We start from the raw sequence: 19,856 nt of genomic DNA on the forward strand, positions 1-19,856 counted from the left end.
TACATTATAATACAAATTAAAATAATGAAAAATAAAATATCAATATTCGTTCTGATTACTTTAACTCCAATACTTCTTTTGGCTCAATCAAATACCGATGTTATTAAAAGAATACAAAAGTTAATGACAGAGAACTATGTTTTTCTGGATAAAGCAAAAGAAGTAAATCAACGTCTGGATAAATTGATGCAGGAAAAATATTTCGATACTTTTAAAAAACCAGGAGAGTTTGCAAAGGCATTGACAAAAGAGATGCAAAAAATCACAAATGATAAACATCTCAATATTGCTCCTCCAAGACCCCGAAATAGTAGACCAAGTAATCCTTTAGGTTTTATTCCCATGCATCTGCAAAATATAGAACGTTTTCGAAGAGGAGGATTTGGAGAAGTCAATTTTTTTGAAGGAAATGTAGGTTATGTTCATTTAAAAGGATTCAGAGTAGAAGATACTATAAAAGTAGATCCTCTAATGAAATACTTATCAACTGCTGATGCTATAATTATCGATTTAAGAGGAAATGGAGGTGGTAATGGTCCTGTTGGTGTTAATTTAAGTAGTTATTTTCTTCCCGAAAATCTACCCCTAACAGGCGTGTATACTCGAAGAACAGATACTATGGAAAATTATAGTACCGTTCCTGTAAAAGGTATGCAAAGGTTAGAAGTTCCTTTATTTATATTAACTAGTAGTAGAACTTTTTCTGCATCTGAAGCTTTTGCATATGATCTGCAGGCAAGAAAAAGAGCCACAGTTATAGGAGAGAACACTGGTGGTGGTGCACATCCTGTAAATTTTATGAGATTACCGAAAGGGTATAGGCTTATTGTCCCAATTGCTCGCTCGATCAACCCGGTAACAAATACAAATTGGGAAGGTGTCGGAGTGATCCCAGATGTTAAATCTGCTGCCGATGATGCACTAGAAAAAGCTAAAGAAATAGCTAAATCAAGTGCAGCAAAATATAGAGAAAAACCCTTTAAGCAACTTGAAAAGATTTTAGAAAAAAATGAGTTTACAAAACAAGATGAAGAAACTGTGTGTGAACTTCTACAATTGATATTAAAAAGAGGTCATATGGAAAGTTTTATGGTTAACGATATGGGATATAATTACCTGCGGGAAAAAAATATAAAAGCTGCTCTGGCAATTTTAAGGGCAGGATCAATCCTTTTTCCTGATTCTCCTAATGCCCAGGATAGCTATGCTGAGGTTTTAGCACAAAATGGACAAAATAAATTAGCATTAAAACATTATGAAGCAGCAGTAACTATTGCAAAACGTAGAAAAGATAAACAAACAGAATTATACGAGAAAAACTTAACTAATTTTAAAGCTAAGATGTGATTCATGTTATAGTAAATAACAGGGTTTATTTCCATACTTTTTTTCCGGTCTGGTATATTTTCTCTAGAGCATTATCTCTATAACTTCTTCCCATCGGGATGGTATGATCATTTATTTCCAGTACATTTCCTTGTATAACACTTATATAGTGAAAGTTTACGATAAAAGACTTATGTACTTGTACAAACTGAGATGATGGTAATAGTTCTAACATTCCCGAAAGCGTTTGATAAGTGACAAAAAACCTGTCTTTTAGGACTACTTTAATATAATCTTTTAAGCTCTCAATAAAAAGAATATCGGTATAATATACTTTGATTTTTTTATTGTCTACCTTAAAAAAAGCTGCACCAGAAGGAGTTTCGGGAACTTTTACAGGTTGATCTGTATGTGTCCTTACTTTTTCAATGGCTTGTACAAATCGATAAAAAGGAATTGGTTTTATGAGATAGTCAACAGCATTAAGTTCAAATCCATCTACGGCATAATGGCGATGTGCCGTAGTAAAAATAACTTTAGGGGGAGAAGAGACTGCTTTTAGAAAATTGATCCCGTTCAACATAGGCATTTGTATATCTAAAAAAATGAGGTCGATAGTTTCAGAATTTAAAAATTCGATAGCCGATAAAGCATCATCAAACTTTCCAACTTCGGATAAAAAATCTAACCTGCTGATATAATCAGAGATAACATCTTGAGCCAATGGCTCATCATCTATAATAATGCATTTTATAATATTCATCAATTATCTAGTTGTATACTTAGGTCGACGTAAAATTTATGTGCACGTTCTTCTAACCTAAAGGTATGTTTTTGAGGATAAATAATCTGTAATCTTTTAGATAAATTTTGAACACCGATTCCGTTTTTGTTATCTTCTTTTACAGAGTTTCCAACAGGGTTAACGGTGCTAATGTGTAATTCACCATTAGTAACTGCTATTTTTATTTGTATATCGACATCTCCTCTTTCATTTAAAGAACAATGTTTAAAAGCATTTTCGACTATAGGAATTAGAATAAGGGGAGTGATCATCACACCACTAAAATTGCCCGTGATTTCCATCTGTAGGTTCAAACGATTTCCAAAACGCAACTTCTCTAATTCGATATAATCATGCAAGTGATGTATTTCCTTTTCTAAAGAAATTTTGTCTTCGCTACCTTCATATAGAGTATACGATAATAGGTTTGATAGTTGTAATAGAGCTTCTGGAGTTTTTTTTGAACCTTTTAATGATAATGAATACAGATTGTTTAACGTATTAAAGAGAAAATGAGGATTCATCTGAGATCTCAGAAAATTCAATTCGCTAATCTTCTGTTCTTTTTTTATTTTTTCTAAGTTGATCTTATTTTCGTAGTGATCTTGTAAAATCTTGATAGCAGTAGGAGGGCCAAACCATAATAATATTGCTCTTGCAAAATCCAGTATTCTGGGAAAAGAAAAAAAATCAGAAGGAAGTTTTGGTATTTCTAATAAAACCGGATAGATAAAGTAATATTGAAAAAGTTTTACAAGTAATGAGTTTATAATAAGAAGAGGAATGAAAGCCAGAAAATAATATACATAACGTTTGGTGCTAATATACTTAGGCCACAAGTAATACATATGTATATAATAAAATGGGATTTCTAGTAAACAACCTAGGTACTTATAAGAAGCTTTTATCAAAGAAGCACCATACATTACATCCATTACTATCCAAATCAATAAATAAAGAATCCAAAAAACAATATGTTTTAAGGTTCGATTTTTAAAAAATAGAGAAGTTGTCATAATAATGTAAGATGCTATTAATATATCTCAAACTGGGTAAAATAGATTGTAATATCGTTAAATTATGAGTATTTGACTATTATTTTCTCTCAACAACACTTCCTGCTCGATGAATACTTGATTTTTACAGAAACTCTCAATACATATTATGGGGTAAATAGTAGATTTAGTAAAGTTTAAATCACTTCTATAAAATAAAAAAAACACTTGTGTCTCAATGTGTCTAGAAGGGGCAAAAGCATTACTAGAGAAGAGTTCAATGCGGAACTCTATTTTCGATTCATTATTAACTGTTTTTTAACACTTCTGTGCTCCGTAGTTTCGAAAAATGAAACTGGCAAGCACTAATATTGTATAACAATACAGAACAATAACAAACAAAATCCAACTTATAAAAACAAAACAGAATTTTTAATAATTCAATTTCTCATAAAACCTGATTTAATGAAAAAAACATGTATAATACTTAGTTTATTGATATTAGCTAGTTGTTCTAGTCAGCCCGAAATACCTTTAATACCAGAAAAAGGAAGTATACACTTTGAAAGAGTTATTCATATAACCAATCAAAAATTAGTTGATTCTACATATAGTAAGAGTTTAAATACAATTCTTGAAAACACAAGAAACAGTTCGGTCGATATAATTAAAGAAATAGCAGTAAGCACAAGAGGCAAAAATCAGGCTATGCAAAAGGTCATGGATATGCAAAACATGGTTAAAGATGCTTTCAAAAAAACTTGCCACCCTAATTTTATGGAAAAAGATGTCAGGAATTCTTTTTGCTTCGAGAAAGGACTAATACTTTCAACATGCACTGCAAATGAAAAATCGCAAAACTATATTCTCGACCCAGAAAATGTAACTATAACTCAAATTTATCTGGATAAAAAGCAGAACAGAATAAGAAGTCAGCCAACAAAGTATTATTATTTCAATGTTAATGACTTTCATATAAACGAATATCGAAATCAAACAAAAGTGATTAAAGGATACAAGTGTTTTAAGGTAGTGTTAGAAATTAATAAGCCTTTACCATTAAGTAGCAAACTTCCTGCAATCAAAGAAAAATACATAATGTATGTCACAGAAGAAATTAAATTTAAGTACCATCCCCTTGTTCTATTAAAAGAGGTTTTAGAACAATATTATCCTTTAGAAATTATTGAAACAACCGATTTAGTAGAAGGATATCAAAAAGTGTATACGGTTACAGAGATGAATTTGAAATAATAGAATAACGTTAGATTGATACTATATTAAGTACAATACCCGGTATATAATAGCGTTACACATGCAAAAGTAACCTTGCAGAACGTATAAGTAACCATATAGAATGTAAAAGCAACCCCACAAAATGCATGAGGAATCATAATCAATAAAAAAACAATCATGAGGAATACAAAAACAACGCTGAGGAACAGAAAAGTAATGGTGAGGAATGGATAAGTAATACAGAGTAGTTCAAAAGTAAAAGTGAAGAACATATAATTAACTTTTAAAACCATAATAAAATGAATAATTCAAGAAAATCAGAAGCAGCACTACTAGAACAATACCGGGTAGCTCTGGAAAATGTAAAGAACCAACCCGAAATAGCTTCAGAGATGGAAGAACTCAATTACAACAAAGATAAAATATCAGAAGGAGAGCAATTACTCGCAGAAACCCGTGCAGCCTATGATTTCAAAAAGCAAGAAGATGATGAAACCACAGAGGCATCAACAGCATTTAAGAAAGAAAAAGAACAATTAGATATTCTATATAGAAAACATCGTAAAAAAGCAAAAGTAGTTTTTCGTAAACAACCTGAAACCTTAAAAAAAATAGGTGTCGTTGGTACAACACCACGAGCATATACCAATTGGATAGAAACAACCCGTCGTTTTTATAATCAAACAGATCAAAATATTATTGATCAACTGGCTACAATAAAAATTACACCAAAAGATATCACCTCTGGTAATATGCAAATACAAGAAGTAGAGAATGCCCGTGCAAAATACCTAAAAGAAGTAGGAGAATCAGAAGATGCTACCAAGCAAAAAGATGCTGCTTTTGCCAAAATGGAAGATTGGATGCGGGATTTTTACGCCGTAGCAGATATAGCATTAGAAGATCAACCACAACTCATGGAAGCATTGGGTAGAAAAAGAAAAAGTTAAGCCTCAATAAAAGCTAATTACACATGCTGCTTATTCCTTAAAATCGTATTTTTTATAAGATTTCCTGATAAAAAACTATATTTGCTGCTTAGTTATAATTGCATTTTATATAACTAAACGTAAACCATTTTTGAAAACGGAGTAAGTTTATATACCTACTCCGTTTTTTGTTTTGAACTTATCCTGAAGTGGTTTTAAGTCGAAAAGTTTGGGTTTTTTGCCATGATGAAGTTAATTTTTTTCAGTATAGTTAGCTACGTTGAAAAAAATGACAAAATTTGGGTAGAAAATATAAATTTATAAGCAAAAGTAGTATTCAAGATGAGTTCTTTATACAAAAGTATCAGTAAGAAGTAGTTATGTCAATACAGAAAAATAAAAACAGAATTGAAAGTACAAATTGTATTGTGGCCGAAGATCATATTTATTTTCCCAAAGGATATTATTTTAAGTATGGGTATTTAAAAGATCAAAAGAAACTACCGTTTTCGATCATTAATGAAATACGAACCAATACAAGACCTGTTACTGCAAAAATCAATACTAACGAAATCATTTTTCTACAAGGCCTGGACGAGAAACAATGTATTGAGATTAAAGAAAAATCGAATATTAGTTTAACCACACCAGTTGATAATTGGTCATTATTATGTGATGAGTTTTTGGATACAGAATTTAGTGAGGCACAGAAAGAAAATGTAATACAATTACTTAAAAAAAACGGAATCGATAAAGACGAAGTACATCAAATACGAAAACGTATTTCTTCAAGAATGCTACTTCGCACCTTTTTCTCATGGGAATGGATATATTATGGCCAGTTTGATGTTCTTAAACAACTTTGGCCCCTGAGTTATAAAAAATACTGGTGGACCATGGAGATTGCTTTAAGAAACAAAAAACAATAATCTGGTTTACTGTTTCACCATTTTAGTGATAATTTGTGAACCATCATTTCCTTCTAAAGTTACAAGATAAATACCAGATGTATAGCCACTAATATTAATATCGAATTCCCCTCCAGATGTATAAGAAAATCTTTCTACCAGTCTGCCATCTATCGTAAAAATCTCTCCTTCGTATGCAACAACACTTTTTAATGTAGAGCTAATCGTAAATGTACTTTTGGCTGGATTAGGATAAATAGAAAAAACCTCTTTCTCTACAATAGGAGGATCGGTTGGATTGTCTTTTACATCTAGAGTAGCTTCAAACATTCCCCGACCATGAGTAGCTGCTACAATTTTTGCATCAGATTCTCGTATCGCGATCATATCTGTTCTTACATTGGCAAGGGTTTCATTTTTAGGAAACCATTCTACCCCACTTGATTTTATATCATCTGTAGCCCATACTCCAATTTCTGTAGCCAACAACACTTGTGATCGATTAAAAGGGTTAAATAATCCCCATCGTACTGGCATATCGGGTAGATTACTTTCTTTTTCTGCCCAAGAGCTTCCTCCATTATCACTATACCAAACCGAACTAATACCGTAATTAGAAAAAGTAATTAAAATCTCATCTTCTGTTTCACCAATATCAATACTGGATATAGTTGCAGGAGGGAATGAGTTACTACCAATTTCTGTAGCAGTAGGGGTATCATGCTGCGCATTTGTTACTTTAAATAATTTACCAGATTGAGTACCAATAAACAGTGTCGAAGTTCTTGTTTTGTCATATGGTGATACCTTTATACTAGAATAAGGTACCGTCGATCCTGTATTTAGTGGTATGAATTTTGACGTTATAGTATCCCATTTTATTTCTACTCGCAATAACTCATCAATATGTTGATTATCTGTAGAGGCTATTGCACCACCAAGTCCCATAGCATTTGCAAAAATGGTATTGGTTAGAGAGTTATAATCTGTAGCATTAATAAACGTACCACTCAATGGACCAACATAAGTAACATTTTTGCCTGCATCCCTAGTTATAAAATATTGATTATGATATACCGTAGTGATCCTGATATGAGGTTCGTTTTTATCAACAAATGCAAATACACCATCTCCGCCACTTACCATATCCGTAACATCAATAGGATTACCATCATATCGTAATGTACCATTATCCTGCGTTCCTCCATAATAAGCATCAACTCCTTTTCCCGGATGAATACCAATGGTATAGTATTGAATAGTATTTAAGCCTTTATTTACTTCAACAAAGGAAGGGAATACATTTAAAAAGTTATCAAATTCGGCTACATTAGAAGTAGTCATATTATTTGAGTAAAATACGCCTCCATCTGTAGAAATAAGAACTTCATCAGAAGAACCTGGTCTATACAGAATAGTATGTTGATCTGCATGAACATATTCTGGGAATTTATGGCGATTTGCTACCCAGTAAGAAACCGATTGCCAGCGTAATGCACTAGCATCTGAAGTATCAGCAGTATCGGTTCCTGTTAATTTAAAACTATTAAGACCACCTATAATAATAGTATTTTCATCAACTGCATCTACTCCTATAGCCATGGCGTGCCAGGTAAGAGAACCCCAGCCTCCCCAGCCCAAATCTCTACTTGGACCTGCAAATTCTGACCATGTATTGCCAGCATCAGAAGATTGCAAAAGGATACAAAAACTACTAGAGTCTCTAATAAACCCAGAAGGAAACTTGAATCCTCCGCTTATAATAGCATAAACTCTGTTTGGGTTAGAAGGAGCAACTGCAAATTTTACCCTACCTGGGTAAAGATCACTAGATGGATCAAATCTACTTGTTGCAAAAGAATCATCAATAGTCCAATCGGTTCCGTTTAAAGAACTAAGTATTGTACCTGCTCCGTTTTCATCAATATTTCGCATAGTACCTACAAGAAGTTTCCCTCCACCAACTTCTTCTATATCTGAAGGAGCATATGGTGTAGTATCTCCTATTATATTAGGAAGCACTTGTACCCAATTAGTACCACCGTCTATTGATCGATATAACCCATTGGTCCTATTGAATCCATGCGGAGCTCCTTTATAAGTACCCGAAGCAACTGCAGCATAGAGTACACTTGTGCCAGCTTCATTTCTTACCAGAATATCATTTACATAAGCAAAATCTGTGCTTGATGGTAAAAGCTGCCAGGTTTCACCATGATCTGTAGATTTCCATATACCGGTACCACGGCCAGAAGATTCTCTATAGATATTTACAGCTGTATAAGATTCTCCTGTTCCTACATACATAGTATTACTATTATCAGGATCAAAAGCAATAGCACCTACTGCTAGATTTTCGAAAAAACCAGATGCATTTTCCCAGGAGGAATCTGGGTTTGTAATATCATTATTATACCATAATCCACCGGTAACAGATCCACCCCATATTTTCTTATGCGTTGCGTCTGAAGGATCAAAGACTATTTTTCGAATTCTACCCGATATGTTTGCAGGGATATTTTTCCATTGTATTTGATCACTACCGCTTTTCTTTAATAGTTTACTCTTAAGCGCTTGTGCTTTGGTAAATTGATATGATTTTAATAAACGCTCTTTGGGGACATTTTTTGTTACTGGATCTAGAGTAGTAAGATATTCGTGAAGTGCAGCAAAATCTGGTCTGTCAGGCTTTTTGCTACTTAATTCTCCTTCTGTTACATATGCTTTTTGATAGGTGTTGTTTAAAAAGGCCTCATGTTCTTCTCTTATGTTAGAAGTTTCTAAATTATAATGTAAGGCCCATCCGCATATAATTATAGTTAACATAATTATGATTATGCGGTATTTTGTAGTTTGTGTTTTCATTCTACAGAGTGTAAGGTTTGGTTTTAGTTTACCATATCAATATTCTTAATGTAGTTTACATTAAGAATATTGATTGTGTGTTTTATAATATGCTAAACAACAAGGTGTTAAAATAATTCACTTTGATGTATTATCATTTATAAACAAAAATCATTTTTGTAAATATAACCAATTGATTAAGAAGTTGTATTTCTAAACCTATATAGAGATCGATATATTAGTATATATACAGCACTTCTTTTTAGAAAAGAATCTAGTTTGTTTCTAGAAAAAAATATCCAAAAGACCTGAAAAATAGTAGATTCCATTTAATTTAACAACACTTCCACTGTCACCAGATTGCGAACCAATTACATTCTTCACAATTTATATTTTTTAGAACTCTCATTTCTGGCTGGCCCATGTGTTAATCGAGAGTAATGGTACTTTGTTGTTTTTCAGATCTTTTGGGTACTATGCAGCAAGCTCCCCATTTCCCACTGTTTCTTTGCCTGTTTCGATTGATCCCCATTTAGAACTTGTATTAAGTTTAATTGATACAGGACTTTCGCTTCTAAGGGTTTCAAGAATGGATTGTAATTCTGTTTCATGAAAATAGAGTATGATAGCTCCATTGCTATGTTGTTTGTTTTCTGGCAATGTCTTTTCGTCTTTAATAATAGCTAAATGCCCAATGTATTCCTGACTTTGACCATATAGATATACAAACCCCATTTGGTAACCGCCACCACCAGCATAATTACTAACAATTTGAAGACTATAACTTTCTACTTTGTGTGAAACAATCATTTTTATAAATTTTGAAATATGAGTTAGACTGTTTTTGTTTATTCAAAAGTAGGGTATTAGGTGTTATCAAAGTAGAGGGAAAACACGGATTTTGAGTAGGGGATATTGCCCCTTGTTGAATGGATCCTCCGTAATTGTATGATATGATACTATAGTTAAAATATATACAAAAGATACATTTTGTATACTAATTTGGCGTGTTAGAACAATATAGAAATTGATTTTTTGAAATCTTTATAAATTTTATAAAAAACTTCTATTATCTTAGAAAGTTCTGGAAAGATAAAATCCGACGGATTTTTCACTGAATTGCGGGGCAAAAGCTATTCCATTTAATTTTTTGAATGGATTCCAGGAGATAAGATGATTAAAATGGTATACCAGCTTTACAGATAATATTCCTATACCAGCTCCAACCAAAACATCAGAGAGGTAATGCATATTATTAAGCATTCTTAAACTTCCTGTAGTAATAGCAAAAAAGTAACCACTATACGCCAAAAGAGCATTAGTATCTTTAAACTCTTCATACAGTACTGTCGCTGTAGTAAATGCTGTAGTCGTATGTCCCGATGGAAAAGAATTAGCATTAGTAGAACCTCCTGGTCTGTATTTGTGAACCTCTCTTTTTAATAACGAAGAAGCACCATTACTTATGATAGATGAAAGAACGAGATTTTTGGTCTGATCAAACCAATGACTTTTTGATTTCGCCCCTAAAATATCTGCAGCATACATTTCTACAACAGGAGCATATCTAGTATAATCATCCATACCAAAATAAAAATCATCGCCAACCATATTCCTAAGATCTTTTTGAAGTGATTTCTCAAAACTACTTGTAGATAAAAGAATTCCGGTAGCAATCAACGCTACAGGTATAATTCTTTTACTAAACAAAGTTTTTTTTGGTTTAAATTCTATCTGACTAGAATTCGTAAATGTAGAATTGGTAAGTGGTGCATCGGTAAATTGAGCATTGGCAATATTGATATATAAAAATATCAATACCAGGGTTAGCATAGTTTTCATACAATATTTTTTTTGGGGCCGCAGATCATTTTGATAAATTTAATACCAAAAAATACTGACAAACTAAATATACTGTATAATTATTAAAATAATGTTAATAAAGTTTGTTTTGTTAATAAATAATTAACAAATATTAAGAAAACATAGGTATTTTAACATTTTGTCGATAATTTTATATGCGGCATATCAAAATAAACCGATAATACAAGTGGTCTGATTATCAAAATAAAAAGGTATAGGTATAATATTCCTTAAAAAAGGCGTATATTTGCACGCAATTAAATTTTAATTGCAATGACAGCACATGAATCCAAAATCGTTGGAGAAGGTTTAACCTATGACGATGTTCTTCTAGTTCCTGCTTTTTCTGAAGTCCTACCAAGAGAAGTAAGTATCAGAACTAAGTTTACAAAAAATATTATACTTAATGTTCCTATCGTTTCTGCAGCAATGGATACTGTTACAGAAAGTCGTATGGCTATTGCTATGGCTCAAGAAGGTGGAATAGGAGTGTTGCATAAAAACATGACTATCGAAGAACAGGCAATTAAAGTACGCAAGGTAAAACGTGCAGAAAGCGGTATGATTATCGACCCGGTAACATTACCTCTTGATGCTAAAGTAATTGATGCCAAAAATAATATGCGAGAGCATAGCATTGGTGGGATTCCGATTGTAGACGATCATCATAAATTGATTGGTATTGTTACTAACAGAGATCTTCGTTTTGAGAAAAATGATCAACGACCTATATCCGAAGTAATGACCAGTAAAAATCTGGTTACGGTAGGAGAAGGAACATCATTGCAGCAAGCCGAAGTAATTTTGCAGGATAATAAGATCGAAAAACTACCAGTAGTAGATAAAGAAAATACTCTGGTGGGCCTAATTACTTTTAGAGATATCACTAAACTAACATTGAAACCTATGGCCAATAAGGATAAGCTTGGGCGTCTTAGGGTTGCAGCTGCTATTGGAGTTACTGGTGATGCCGTAGAGAGGGCAGAGGCCTTAGTGAAGTCTGGAGTAGATGCTGTAGTTATTGATACGGCACATGGGCATACCAAAGGTGTGGTTGCTGTATTAAAAGAAGTAAAAGCAAAATTTCCAGAATTAGAAGTAGTCGTGGGAAATATTGCAACTGGCGAAGCTGCGAAATATCTGGTTGAAGCAGGTGCTGATGCCGTAAAAGTAGGAATTGGCCCGGGATCTATATGTACTACAAGAGTAGTAGCAGGTGTAGGGTTTCCTCAGTTTTCTGCAGTATTAGAAGTAGCAAATGCAATAAAAGGATCTGGAGTTCCTGTAATTGCAGATGGAGGTATTAGATATACCGGTGATATCCCAAAAGCTATAGCAGCAGGAGCAGATACAGTGATGTTAGGCTCACTTCTGGCAGGAACCAAAGAGTCTCCGGGAGAGACAGTGATCTACGAAGGAAGAAAGTTTAAGACCTATAGAGGTATGGGGTCTGTAGAAGCGATGAAAAAAGGTTCTAAAGATCGATACTTTCAGGATGTTGAAGATGATATCAAAAAACTGGTTCCAGAAGGTATAGTAGGTAGGGTAGCTTATAAAGGAGATCTTGTAGAGAGTATACATCAGTTTATAGGAGGGTTGCGTGCCGGTATGGGATATTGTGGAGCAAAAGATATTTCTACATTACAAGAAAATGGTCGTTTTGTGAAGATCACTGCTAGTGGTATTAATGAAAGCCACCCGCATGATGTAACTATTACCAAAGAAGCACCTAATTATAGTAGAAGATAAACTAAAAGAAATTACGAGTAATACATTATAAAAAACGCATCAATCGATGCGTTTTTTTTATAATTATGGTATTGTACTGTACTTTTATTTTTTAGGAGCTTCTTTTATAGTGATTCCTAATTTTGTCATTACCGTTTTAGTTATGTCATATGCAGGATCTATATACGCCAAACCACTTGTGGTAATCGTAAATACTTGGGTGTATTTTTCGGCTTTAGCAACTTCCTCCAGCGCTTTTCCGATTTTTTCATATAGTGGTTGTAGCAATCTGTTTTGTTCTATTTGTATTAATTTACTACCGTTTTGGCGAAATTTTGCAATATCATTTTCTAAAGCAATAATTTCTTCTTGCTTTGTTTTTTTTAAAGGTTCGGTAAAAGAAGCTACTTTGTCTTGGTATTCCTTCACTTTAACCTGGTATGCATCTACTTTTACTTTTAAATCAGCTTCCATTTTGGCATTATAAGCCTTTAAATCTTCCTGTACCTTAGTAAGTTCTGGCATTTGAGAAAGAATATACTCAGAATCTATGGTTCCGGTTTTAGATTGAGCATTTAATTGAAAACTAACGATCAATACTAAGATTGATAATATTATTTTTTTCATTTTACTTTTTTGTTTTTTTATTTTCTAATTTTTGCAAATATATAAGGTCTTAGACAATATACGTGCCACGAATTATTTTTTTTAAAAATCTATCCTTCATAGAGTTGACCACGGTGTGGTTTTAAAGCATCACGTACTGTTTTCATTTCAGAATCAGTAACAACCATATAAGCCAGACTATGTAGATCATTTAATTCATGATACCCAGTGATGTTAAGAGATAATTTTTCTGAAGTAATATATTCTTTAAGATGAATTTCGTGATGTTGCGCTGTTTTACTTGCTGTAGAACCTCTAAAATCCCAAATTAGTTTTATTTTTCGTTCCAAAATAGTTTTCAATTTTATAGACGTCAAAAATGTTTTTATAAATTAATTATCTAATACACTTTTTCCTTCTTCTGCAAAAGCTTTAAAATCTTCCATGTATGTATACGATTGCTTTTTGAAGGCTCCAGGCATAAGAAATCCCATAAGTTTCATGAAGCCACTAAATTTAAATTCGTTTTTAGAGATCCATTTGGTATTTCCGTTAGACAATTCTTCAAAATAATTTTCCTGAATATTATATACATTTTTTGCATCAAAAGTAAGGTGAAACGATTCTGGGAGATCAAGTAAAGTAATAGTTTCAATCATTTCAATTTCTCGTTTCCCCATTTTGTAGATAAGTTTTGAAATCGCTCCGGTTTTTCCTTTTGTACCACTTATGTGTTCCATACTCACAAAACCCTTTTGCCAGTGTTTCATGTTTTCTTCATTGTTAAACTTTTCAACCACCTGATTTCTAGGTATTTTTATTTCGATGTTGAGTGTATATTCCATGACGAGATTGTTGTTAGTTAGTTTTGTAATGTGGTCACAATATACATAGATCATAAAAATTTTAAAAGTTAATACTATAGGGGGCATTTGCTTCGTTAGAACAAGGAACTTGTAAAACATTTTAATATTATTATTTTTGTTCGATTTCGGACTTTATCATATAGAAATTATGTATAAAAAGGGGCTATTATTTTTTTTAGGAAGTATTTTATTTACACTTGTAAATGCACAACAATCAAAGGATGTGTTGTTTACTATTGACGAATCTCCTGTGTATATATCAGAATTTAAGAGAGTGTATCTTAAAAATATAGATTTAGTAAAAGACAAATCACAAAAGAATATAGACGAGTATCTTAATTTGTTTATTAACTATAAATTAAAGTTAAAAGAAGCAAAACACCTTGGATTAGATAAAAAGCAAGCTTATTTAGAAGAGCTAGAAGGATACAGAAAACAACTGGCAAAAGGATATCTTACAGATACCAGAACTTCTGACGCATTAATACGGCAAGCATATGATCGTTCTCTTGAGCAAGTAAATGCCAGTCATATTTTGATTATGGTTAAACCTAATGCTTCAGCAAAGGATACGATTGCGGCATATCAAAAAATTATAGAAGCAAGAAATAAAGTTGTAAATGGAGAACCTTTTGATGTCGTTGCCAAAGCTTATAGCCAAGACCCTTCTGTTGCCAAAAATAACGGAAATTTAGGCTGGTTTTCTGCATTTAGGATGGTATATCCGTTTGAAGAAGCAGCATACGAAACCAAAGTAGGAGAGATCTCAGAACCATTTAGAACACAATTTGGTTACCATGTTGTAAAAGTTAATGGTAGAGAGAAAAAGTTGGGAGAAGTAACCGTTGCTCATATTATGGTAGCTATTAACGATAATAGAACTTCAGAAGAGGCAAAAAAGAGAATAAAAGAAATCAATCAACAACTTCAGCAAGGAGTTTCTTTTGCTTCTTTGGCAAAACAATATAGTGATGATCCAAGTACTGCAATAGAAGGTGGTAAAATTAGACGTTTTGGGCAAGGGGCATTAAATTCTGAGAAATTCGAAAAAACAGCTTTTGCTCTAGAAAAAAAAGGAGAAATCTCTGCACCAATACAGACTAAGTATGGCTGGCATATTATTCAACTTATAGAAAAACACCCTCTCAAGAGTTTTGAAGAACAAAAAAACGAACTTACCAAAAAAGTAAAAAGAGATAGCAGATCAAAGTTAGTAACTACTTCGTTTCTTAATTCATTAAAGAAAAAATATACGATTACCAAGAATGAAAAGGCAGTTGCATATTTTAAAGAGATACTACCGGCTACGTTTTCTAAAGAAGAATGGAATGTGCCTGAAGATAAAAATCTAAAAAAGGAACTTTTTAGTCTTAAAAAAGAGAAGTACTCCTATAAAGATTTTGCAGAATTTTTAAAGAGTAATCAAATGAGAATAGAAGGATATTCAGATATCTCTGCCTTTGTTGAAGAAATGTATACTCGATTCGAATCACAAACCTTACTTCGATATTATGAAGAACATCTTGAAGAAGATAATAAGGATTTTGCAAATGTAATAGGAGAGTATCGTGATGGGCTTTTACTCTTTGACCTTATGGAGTCTAAAATATGGAATGTCTCTAAGACAGATTCTATCGGGCTTAAAAAATATTATGAGGTTCAAAAAGATAAGTATACACAAAATGAGGCGTACAAAGTTCTTAAGGCTTCTTCATCAAAACAAGAAGCAATTAGTAAGGTTGAAAAATTATTGAAGAAGAAAAAGTCGATTAAAGAAATAAAAAATGAAGTTAATAAGGGAGATATAGCTTTAGTACTTTTTTCTGAAGAAGAATTAGCTAAAGGAGATGCAATATTGCCTAAGAATTTTTCTGCAGAAAAAGGGAAAATTGTATTCCTCGAAGAAGAAAATTTTAAGACTTTGATTATGGTCAAAGAAATCTTACCTTCAAGAATTAAAACTTTTGAAGAAACTAAGGGCGAGGTGATTAATGATTTTCAGGAAAGTATAGAAAATAAATGGTTAGATCATTTAAGAGTAAAATACCCGGTAAAAGTTAATGAGAAAACCTTGAAAAAAGCTAAAAAAGAATTATCAATTTAAAAATTAGTAACCCTTAAATTAGAGAGTAGTGAAATTGTAGTTGCTCCCTATATGTTGTTATTAATTTCTTTATGAATAATTAAAAAGGTGGGAATGTGCGATAAAATATGGTGATTATGACCTGTTAAGCTAAATAACTATTTCATGCATATCTACTTAGTATAGGTCTGATCGTCTAAGAGAATATTATATATAAACAGATGAAATATTATAAATTAATACTGCTATTGCTTACGATAGTTTCTTGTCAAAAATTTAAGAATCAAATAAAAAAAGAAGCTATTGCCAGAGTAAATGATACCTACCTATATAAAGATGATATTAAAAAACTTGTCCCAAAAGATATGTCTGCAGGTGATAGCACTAATATTGTTAATAATTACATTAATACGTGGGCTACCCGACAATTATTTATCGACAAGGCTAAATTAAATCTTACCCAGGAAGAACTCGAAGAATTTAATGATCTGGTAGAAAACTATCAAAGCACCTTATATATCAATGCTTACAAGAATGCAGTGATCAATAAATCCATTAATATGGAGATCACAGAACAAGATCTTCAGTCGTATTATGATCAAAATTTGAAAAATTTTAATCTTAATGAGGAGTTAGTAAAATTACGTTACTTACATTTGCCACCTGATTACGCTAATATTGTTGCAACGAAGCAACAATTTAATCGTTTTAATGAAGAGGATGTAGAAGAGTTGAGAGGAAAAAAAATAGAATACCTAAACTATTCTTTAAATGATTCTGCTTGGATCAAGTTAGATCAGGTGTTAAGTAAAATTCCAATTCTCAAAAAACAAGATAGAACAAAACTCTTAAAAAGTGGAAAATATATGCAACTTAGAGATTCTACAGGAGTATATATGGTGAAAATAAAGGATGTATTAAAGCGTAATGAAATAGCACCAATAGAATATATTAAGCCCACAATAAGGCAGATTATATTAAATAAAAGAAAGTTGGAGCTAATTAAAAAAATAGAAAAAGACATTACAAGAGATGCAGTTGAGAACAAACAATTTGAAGTTTATGATTAAAACTACAGTACTTTGTGTTATACTTACTTTTAGTATACATACACAATTTTATGCACAAGAGATTATTGAAGAAGTAGCGCAGGATTCCATAGTAACACAGGATACCATTAATGGGCAGAACAGCCCAATGGTAAATGATACCATAAATACCGCAGTAGAAACTGTAAAAGCTCCATTTCAAAAGACCAAAATAGATGGTGTAGCTGCAGTGATTGGAGAAAATGTAATTTTAGATAGTGATATAGATATTGCGTATCGGCAATTGATGAGTGAAGGTACTTCGAATTCTGATGTAAGCCGTTGCCAACTTGCTGGTAGTTTATTTGAATCCAAATTGTATGCTCATCATGCTGTCCAGGATAGTATAGTGGTTAGAGATGCAGAGGTTAATTCTATGGTTGACCAACAATTGGCATATATGACGAATGAACTGGGTACTGTAGAGAAAGTATTAAAGTTTTATAAAAAAGATAACCTGGTAGATTTCAGAAAAGAACTTTTTGAAATCAATAAGTCGAATAGGTTGTCAGAGCAGATGAGAACTAAGATTATCGAGGATATCGAAATTACTCCAGAAGAAATAAGAGAATTTTTTGATGACATTCCAGAAGACGAAAGACCACTTTTTAGTACAGAACTTGAACTAGCTCAGATTGTAATAGAGCCAGAAATACCAGAAGAAGAAGAACAAAAAGTGATCGATAGATTAAATCAGTTTAGAGAAGATATTGTAGAAAACGGTAGTAGCTTTGCTACTAAAGCAGTATTGTATTCTCAGGATCCGGGCTCTAAATCTACTGGTGGGAAATACACGCTTGATCGCAAAACAAACTTTGCTAAAGAATTTAAAGATGTTGCTTTTAGTTTACAAGAAGGAGAAGTAAGCGAGCCGTTTAAAACAGATTTTGGGTGGCATATTGTAAAAGTTGATAAAATACGAGGAGAAGAAATCGATGTAAGACACATATTACTTATTCCCGAAGTAACTAGAAAAACTGTTGATGAAGCCAAAAGATTAATAGATTCTATACGAACAAGTATTGTTTCGGGTTCTATCGAATTTAAAGAGGCAGCAAGAAAATTTAGTGATGAAAAAGAAACTCGCGAAGATGGAGGGCAACTACTTAATCCTACAACAGGAGATACTCGTTTTGAACTTACCAAAATTGACCCTATATTGTACGATCAAGTATCTAAACTAAAAATGAATGAAGTTTCTTTGGTAATTCCCGATCAGGATCGTCAAGGTCGAAAAAAGTATAAATTAATAACAGTACTTAATCGATATGATGAGCATATAGCAGATTACGCCAATGACTATCTTAAAATACAGGAATTAGCATTAAGGAAAAAGCAAATTGATGCAATTCGTAAGTGGCAGAGTGAAAAAATAATGGATACTTATATTAAAATAAACGGAGAGTACAGAAACTGTGAGTATAGTGGTAACTGGTTAAAAAAATAAAATAATATGTCAGACGACGTAGCGGCTATAGAAAAACTAGTAAAAAAACATTCAGAACTCAAAAAAGAAATATCCAAAGTCATTATTGGGCAAGAGAAAGTTATCGATCAGATACTTATTTCTATTTTTTCTGGAGGCCATGCATTATTAATTGGTGTTCCTGGGCTAGCCAAAACCCTTATGGTAAATACCATTTCACAAGCCTTGGGATTAGATTTTAAAAGAATTCAGTTTACTCCCGATTTAATGCCTAGTGATATATTAGGAAGTGAGATACTAGATGAGACCAGACACTTTAAATTTATTAAAGGACCAATATTTTCTAATATTATTCTGGCAGATGAGATTAATCGTACTCCACCAAAAACCCAGGCGGCACTTCTTGAAGCAATGCAGGAAAGATCTGTAACCGTTGCTGGACACCATTATACCTTGGATTTGCCATATTTTGTTCTTGCTACTCAAAATCCGATTGAGCAAGAAGGGACATATCCATTACCAGAAGCACAACTGGATCGGTTTATGTTTGCTATAGAGCTTAAATACCCAAGTTTTCAGGAAGAAGTCGATGTAGTAAAAAGTACTACAGGGGATACTACCACTACTGTTAATTCATTATTTACAGCTCAGGAGATTATTGATTTTCAGCATTTAATTCGCCGTATTCCGGTAGCTGATAATGTAATTGAATATGCCGTAGGTATGGTTGGTAAAACACGACCAGATGAAGCAACAGCAACAGATTTGGTAAAAAATTATATAGATTGGGGAGCAGGACCACGAGCTTCTCAAAATCTAATCCTCGCAGCCAAAGCCAATGCAGCTATCAAAGGAAAATATTCTCCAGATATAGAAGATGTACAGGCTGTAGCCATGGGGATTCTTCGTCACCGTATTATCAAAAACTACAAAGCAGAAGCAGAAGGTATTAGTGTAGAAGATGTGATTCATAGCCTGTTTTAAATAGCTATGGGATAAAAATTCTCAAAAAAATGTTGATTTCAGATACGGTCAGTCTTCAATATAGATGCGTATAATCAACACTGGTATTATTGTTAGAAATCATTTTTCTTTATTACTATTAAACCTTTTTCATATTTAATGGTCATAGTATTGAACGTTCAAAACAGTATTGTTTAATATTAAAAAATTG

General features: G+C 32.6%; 17 protein-coding genes. 9 read left to right on the forward strand and 8 right to left on the reverse strand.

The window, feature by feature from the left end:
• The first annotated feature begins 24 nt into the window (after positions 1-24).
• The gene (locus ATO12_RS24995; RefSeq protein ID WP_051575860.1) at positions 25-1,347 is read left to right on the forward strand and encodes a S41 family peptidase; all 1,323 of its coding nucleotides are present in this window, start codon (positions 25-27) and stop codon (positions 1,345-1,347) included.
• Positions 1,348-1,372: 25 nt separating this feature from the next.
• Here ATO12_RS24995 and ATO12_RS15000 read toward each other — a convergent pair whose 3' ends face one another.
• Both ATO12_RS15000 and ATO12_RS15005 read right to left on the reverse strand, forming a co-directional pair.
• Entirely contained in the window at positions 1,373-2,089 is a 717-nt protein-coding gene (locus ATO12_RS15000) for a LytR/AlgR family response regulator transcription factor (RefSeq protein WP_034243016.1), read from the reverse strand.
• A complete protein-coding gene (locus tag ATO12_RS15005) occupies positions 2,089-3,126 on the reverse strand; it encodes a sensor histidine kinase (RefSeq protein ID WP_034243019.1) in 1,038 nt (345 codons plus the stop codon). The genes ATO12_RS15000 and ATO12_RS15005 overlap by 1 nt, the downstream gene beginning before the upstream one ends.
• 444 nt (positions 3,127-3,570) lie before the next feature.
• On the opposite strand from ATO12_RS15005, the gene ATO12_RS15010 reads away from it, so the two are divergent.
• From ATO12_RS15010 to ATO12_RS15020, 3 genes are all read left to right on the forward strand, one after another.
• Positions 3,571-4,359, forward strand: coding sequence for a hypothetical protein (locus ATO12_RS15010; RefSeq protein WP_034243021.1), 789 nt, complete (start codon positions 3,571-3,573; stop codon positions 4,357-4,359).
• Between the two features lie 281 nt (positions 4,360-4,640).
• Positions 4,641-5,291, forward strand: coding sequence for a hypothetical protein (locus ATO12_RS15015; RefSeq protein ID WP_034243024.1), 651 nt, complete (start codon positions 4,641-4,643; stop codon positions 5,289-5,291).
• 359 nt (positions 5,292-5,650) lie between these two features.
• A complete protein-coding gene (locus ATO12_RS15020; protein ID WP_034243026.1) occupies positions 5,651-6,199 on the forward strand; it encodes a hypothetical protein in 549 nt (182 codons plus the stop codon).
• A gap of 6 nt (positions 6,200-6,205) precedes the next feature.
• Here ATO12_RS15020 and ATO12_RS15025 read toward each other — a convergent pair whose 3' ends face one another.
• From ATO12_RS15025 to ATO12_RS15035, 3 genes are all read right to left on the reverse strand, one after another.
• Positions 6,206-9,004, reverse strand: a complete 2,799-nt coding sequence (locus ATO12_RS15025) for a T9SS type A sorting domain-containing protein (protein WP_165583391.1) — start codon at positions 9,002-9,004, stop codon at positions 6,206-6,208.
• A 492-nt stretch (positions 9,005-9,496) separates the two neighbouring features.
• Positions 9,497-9,832, reverse strand: a complete 336-nt coding sequence (locus ATO12_RS15030; protein WP_025666058.1) for a hypothetical protein — start codon at positions 9,830-9,832, stop codon at positions 9,497-9,499.
• Between the two features lie 264 nt (positions 9,833-10,096).
• Positions 10,097-10,864, reverse strand: coding sequence for a phosphatase PAP2 family protein (locus ATO12_RS15035; protein ID WP_034243030.1), 768 nt, complete (start codon positions 10,862-10,864; stop codon positions 10,097-10,099).
• Between the two features lie 294 nt (positions 10,865-11,158).
• Between ATO12_RS15035 and guaB the strand changes: the two genes are divergently transcribed.
• Positions 11,159-12,634 (forward strand): IMP dehydrogenase, encoded by a 1,476-nt coding sequence (guaB, locus tag ATO12_RS15040; RefSeq protein ID WP_034243034.1) that lies wholly within the window; start codon positions 11,159-11,161, stop codon positions 12,632-12,634.
• An 84-nt stretch (positions 12,635-12,718) separates the two neighbouring features.
• On the opposite strand, the gene ATO12_RS15045 is transcribed toward guaB, so the two are convergent.
• From ATO12_RS15045 to ATO12_RS15055, 3 genes are all read right to left on the reverse strand, one after another.
• Positions 12,719-13,240 carry an OmpH family outer membrane protein gene (locus ATO12_RS15045; RefSeq protein ID WP_034243036.1) on the reverse strand — a complete coding sequence of 174 codons (522 nt, stop codon included), beginning with the start codon at positions 13,238-13,240 and terminating at the stop codon, positions 12,719-12,721.
• Positions 13,241-13,329: 89 nt separating this feature from the next.
• Positions 13,330-13,569, reverse strand: coding sequence for a hypothetical protein (locus ATO12_RS15050; RefSeq protein ID WP_034243574.1), 240 nt, complete (start codon positions 13,567-13,569; stop codon positions 13,330-13,332).
• Between the two features lie 42 nt (positions 13,570-13,611).
• Entirely contained in the window at positions 13,612-14,064 is a 453-nt protein-coding gene (locus tag ATO12_RS15055; RefSeq protein ID WP_034243578.1) for an SRPBCC family protein, read from the reverse strand.
• A gap of 169 nt (positions 14,065-14,233) precedes the next feature.
• Here ATO12_RS15055 and ATO12_RS15060 point away from each other — a divergent pair, with 169 nt between their 5' ends.
• The 4 genes from ATO12_RS15060 to ATO12_RS15075 all read left to right on the forward strand — a co-directional run bounded on the left by ATO12_RS15060 (position 14,234) and on the right by ATO12_RS15075 (position 19,666).
• Complete coding sequence (locus ATO12_RS15060; protein ID WP_034243038.1) at positions 14,234-16,189, forward strand: peptidylprolyl isomerase; 1,956 nt, start codon at positions 14,234-14,236, stop codon at positions 16,187-16,189.
• A gap of 200 nt (positions 16,190-16,389) precedes the next feature.
• Positions 16,390-17,238, forward strand: a complete 849-nt coding sequence (locus tag ATO12_RS15065) for a hypothetical protein (RefSeq protein WP_034243042.1) — start codon at positions 16,390-16,392, stop codon at positions 17,236-17,238.
• The gene (locus ATO12_RS15070; RefSeq protein WP_240486142.1) at positions 17,231-18,703 is read left to right on the forward strand and encodes a peptidylprolyl isomerase; all 1,473 of its coding nucleotides are present in this window, start codon (positions 17,231-17,233) and stop codon (positions 18,701-18,703) included. The genes ATO12_RS15065 and ATO12_RS15070 overlap by 8 nt, the downstream gene beginning before the upstream one ends.
• 6 nt (positions 18,704-18,709) lie before the next feature.
• A complete protein-coding gene (locus ATO12_RS15075) occupies positions 18,710-19,666 on the forward strand; it encodes an AAA family ATPase (protein WP_034243047.1) in 957 nt (318 codons plus the stop codon).
• The last annotated feature ends 190 nt before the right edge of the window (positions 19,667-19,856 follow it).

This window comes from Aquimarina atlantica (assembly GCF_000626715.1).
Taxonomy (GTDB): domain Bacteria; phylum Bacteroidota; class Bacteroidia; order Flavobacteriales; family Flavobacteriaceae; genus Aquimarina; species Aquimarina atlantica.